Genomic DNA, 2,674 nt, shown 5'->3' with positions numbered 1-2,674 from the left:
CGCTGGGGGCGCGGGTGACGGTGGCGGCGTGTGACGTGGCCGACCGGCAGGCGCTGGCGGATCTGCTGGCGGCGGTTCCCGCCGAGTATCCGCTGCGGGGTGTGGTGCACGCGGCCGGGGTGCTGGACGACGGGGTCGTGGCGGCGCTGACGCCGGAGCGGATCGATGCGGTGCTGCGGCCGAAGGCGGACGCGGCCTGGTATCTGCACGAGTTGACGGCGGGCCTGGATCTGTCGGCGTTCGTGTTGTTCTCGTCGCTGGCCGGGACGCTGGGCAATGCGGGTCAGGGCAATTATGCGGCGGCGAACGCGTTCCTGGACGGGTTGGCGGTGTATCGGCGGGCGCGGGGGTTGGCGGCGCAGTCGGTGGCGTGGGGTCTGTGGGCCGGTGGCGGGATGGGTGCCGGGCTGGAGGCGGCGCAGGTGCGGCGGATGGCGGGGATGGGGATGGGGGCGCTGGCGCCGGAGCAGGGGCTGGCGTTGCTGGATGCGGTGGCGGGGGCGGACGCGGCGGCGGTGGTGGCGGTGCGGCTGGATGTGCGGGTGCTGGCGTCGGCGGGGGCGGGGTTGCCGTCGGTGTTCGCGGGGTTGGTGCCGGTGGCGCGGCGGCGTGCGGCCGGTGGCGGCGGTGGTGGTGGTGCGGGCGGGTTGGGTCGTCGGTTGGCCGGGTTGGGTGCGCGGGAACGCGAAGCCGCCCTGCTGGAACTGGTTCGCACGCACGTCGCAGGCATCCTCGGCCACGCCGGCCCGGAGGCGGTCGAACCCGAGATGGCGTTCAAGGAACTGGGCTTCGACTCCCTCTCCGCGGTCGAGTTCCGCAACCGGCTCAACGAGGTCACCGGACTGCGACTCCCGCCGACGCTGGTGTTCGACTATCCGAACGCCATGGTCCTGGCCGCTCACCTCGGTTCCGAACTGGCACCCGACCTGGGCGCCGGAAACGGCCATGACTCCGGCGAGCAGCGGATCCGCCGGATCCTGGAGAGCATTCCGCTCACCAAGCTCCGAGACGCCGGGCTGATGGACGTTCTCCTCGAACTGGGCGGAGCCCGATCCACCGAGTCCGCATCGGAGGCGGACGGCACGCACGGGTCCATCGACGACATGGACCTGGAGAGCCTGATCAACATGGCGCTCGACGGTGTCGACGCCACCGACGCGACTCAAGGGGCGTGACTTCGAGATGGCCAACGAAGAGCAGCTTGTCAAGGCGCTCCGTACGTCCCTGAAGGAGACGGAGCGGATCAGAGCCGAGCACCGGAACCTACTGGCTTCGCTGCGTGAGCCGATCGCGGTCGTGGGGATGGCGTGCCGGTATCCGGGCGGCGTGGAGTCGCCGGACGACCTGTGGCGGCTCGTGGCGGACGGGACGGACGCGGTCGGGGAGTTCCCGCCGGACCGAGGCTGGGACGTCGAGGGGTTGTTCGACCCCGAGCCCGGTGTGGAGGGCAAGACCTACGCCCGTGAAGGCGCCTTCCTGTACGGCGCGGCGGAGTTCGATCCGGGGTTCTTCGGGATCAGTCCGAACGAGGCGCTGTACATGGATCCGCAGCAGCGGTTGCTGCTGGAGACGTCGTGGGAGGCGATCGAGCGGGCGGGGATCGATCCGGCGTCGTTGAAGGGCAGCCGGACCGGCGTGTTCACCGGGATGATGTACCACGACTACGCCTTCAACAGCGCCGCAGGCGCCATCGTGTCGGGCCGCATCTCCTACGCCCTGGGGCTGGAGGGCCAGTCCGTCACCGTGGACACGGCGTGCTCGTCGTCGCTGGTGGCGCTGCACCTGGCGGCGCAGGCGCTGCGGTCCGGGGAGTGCTCGCTGGCGCTGGCCGGCGGCGTGGCGGTCATGGCGACGCCGGAGGTGTTCGTCGAGTTCAGCCGGCAGCGGGGTCTGGCCCCCGACGGCCGGTGCAAGTCCTTCGCCGCAGGTGCCGACGGCACCGGCTGGGGCGAGGGCGCGGGCGTACTCCTGCTGGAGCGGCTGTCGGACGCGCGCCGCAACGGGCATCCGGTGCTGGCGATCGTGCGGGGTACGGCGATCAACCAGGACGGCGCCTCCAACGGGCTGACCGCGCCGAACGGTCCCTCCCAGCAGCGGGTGATCCAGCAGGCACTGGCCGGAGCGGGCCTGACGGCCGCGGACGTCGACATGGTGGAGGCGCACGGTACGGGGACCCGGCTGGGTGACCCGATCGAGGCGCAGGCCGTCATCGCGACCTACGGCCAGGACCGGCCGGAGGACCGGCCGCTCTGGCTGGGCTCGATCAAGTCGAACATGGGCCACACCCAGGCCGCCGCCGGCGCCGCGGGAATCATCAAGGTGATTCAGGCGATGCGTTACGGGGTCATGCCGAAGACGTTGCACGTGGACGGGCCGTCGCCGAACGTGGACTGGTCGGCGGGCCGGGTGGAGTTGCTGACCGAGGTGCGGGAGTGGAAGCGGAACGGTCATCCGCGCCGGGCGGGCGTGTCCTCCTTCGGCATCAGCGGCACCAACGCCCACGTCATCATCGAGGAGGCGCCCGCGACGGAGGAGCCCTCTGCGGAGGCGGAGGCGTCACCCGTGCCCGTGTCCGGGGCGATGCCCGCGCCTGGGCGGATTCCGATGCCGCCAGTGGTGCCGCTGGTGGTGTCCGGTAAGAGCGTGGAGGCGCTGCGGGCGCAGGCGGGGCGGC

General features: G+C 71.9%; 2 protein-coding genes. Both read left to right on the top strand.

From position 1 onward, the window contains the following. Positions 1–1,175 (top strand): type I polyketide synthase (locus tag IEZ07_RS35150; protein WP_301549387.1); only part of this gene is annotated, 1,175 nt, incomplete at its 5' end. 7 nt (positions 1,176–1,182) lie between these two features. Continuing rightward, positions 1,183–2,674 (top strand): type I polyketide synthase (locus IEZ07_RS35145; protein ID WP_301549386.1); only part of this gene is annotated, 1,492 nt, incomplete at its 3' end.

The organism is Planomonospora parontospora (assembly GCA_014647935.1).
Lineage (GTDB): Bacteria > Actinomycetota > Actinomycetes > Streptosporangiales > Streptosporangiaceae > Planomonospora > Planomonospora parontospora.
The sequence above is the reverse complement of the archived record's forward strand: the minus strand, read 5'-3'. Positions and strand labels throughout refer to the sequence as shown.